Origin of the sequence: Grimontia marina (assembly GCF_900060185.1) — a bacterium.
GTDB lineage: Bacteria > Pseudomonadota > Gammaproteobacteria > Enterobacterales > Vibrionaceae > Enterovibrio > Enterovibrio marinus.
Window position 1 is genome coordinate 1 of the sequence record NZ_FIZY01000168.1, and the last position, 1,133, is coordinate 1,133.

Here is a 1,133-nt window from a genome sequence, read left to right on the forward strand (position 1 = left end):
CCCCCTGTGGGCTCCGAGGCCATTACCCTCGCCCTGAATGGCAACCGCTCAAACCTGGTGGTGATATGCGCTGAAGATAAAACGGTGCGTCTGAAAGACCTCAAACCCGGTGACAGCGCCCTTTATCACCTCGAAGGCCATTTCTTCAAACTGACCAAGGGAAAGACAGGCGAGCTTATCGCAGACACCCTCAATATTTCAGTGAAACAGGTAAATATCACGGCCACAGACGGGGTTGATATAACTGCCCCTGACGTGTCGATATCCGGCAACCTCACCATCGGCGGAAACTGCGAAGCAGCAGGCCGGGTGATTGGTCAGGAAGGCGGGACGTTTAAAGGCATCGAGTCCGAGACTCACCGCCACAAAGAAAACGGAAGAGACAACTTATCGGATGGCCCGCAATGATTGGTATTTACTGGCATCAAAATGGCGCAGATCACAGCATTGAGCAGGGAACATTGGCCGAAGATGATGGCCTGAACTCTCTGGTCTTCATGATGCTGATGACAGACGCACGAGCCAAAGAAAGTGATGTATTGCCCGCTGGGATCACTGACAGGCGCGGCTGGCCTGGTGACAGTTTTACTGAAACGCCTTGGGGCTCACGTCTTTGGCTATTGAGACGGGAAAAACTCACCACCGCCACGTTACAACGCGCTGAAGACTACGCGCGTGAAGCCCTTATCCCACTGCTGAAAGGGTACGCAAAACGCTACCGTGTCACGGCATCACGCACGGGGGCCGACCGCCTGCGTCTGGACATTGCTATCACTAAGCCCGATGACACCGCCATGAGTTATGGCATCAGCCTTCGATGGGACAGCCATCAACTGAATGCGCAGGTATCTTATGCCTTATAACCCGCCCACGCTTGCCGAATCCATCAAACAGATTGAAGGTGATATTGCGCTGGAGTTAGGTCTCAATGCGCACTTACCTGCTATTTGCAGCGAGCGGGCCATTGCCTTTGCGGTCGGTGCAGCCAAGCGCGATTTGCATGACCAGCTGGTTTGGCTTTCCAAACAGATTGTGCCAACCGCAGAAAGTGACGACAGCACCATCGAAGCCAGGGCCGCCTATGAAGGCGTGCCACGAAAGCTGGCTCAAAACGCCAATGGAAGCGCCACCTT

Annotated in this window: 2 protein-coding genes and 1 pseudogene; all 3 read left to right on the forward strand. The window is 54.4% G+C overall.

Annotated features, from left to right (window positions below):
• Nucleotides 1-408 (forward strand): phage baseplate assembly protein V (locus tag GMA8713_RS25745; RefSeq protein WP_157515798.1); only part of this gene is annotated, 408 nt, incomplete at its 5' end.
• A complete protein-coding gene (locus GMA8713_RS25750) occupies nt 405-863 on the forward strand; it encodes a phage GP46 family protein (protein ID WP_062715518.1) in 459 nt (152 codons plus the stop codon). The genes GMA8713_RS25745 and GMA8713_RS25750, both read left to right, overlap by 4 nt.
• A pseudogene (locus GMA8713_RS25755) lies at nt 853-1,133 on the forward strand (baseplate J/gp47 family protein); the annotation flags it as partial. The gene GMA8713_RS25750 and the pseudogene GMA8713_RS25755, both read left to right, overlap by 11 nt.

Bases quoted from the DNA above. Each gene is read 5' to 3' on its own strand.
- GMA8713_RS25750 (WP_062715518.1), top strand. From the start codon at position 405: ATGATTGGTATTTACTGGCATCAAAATGGCGCAGATCACAGCATTGAG.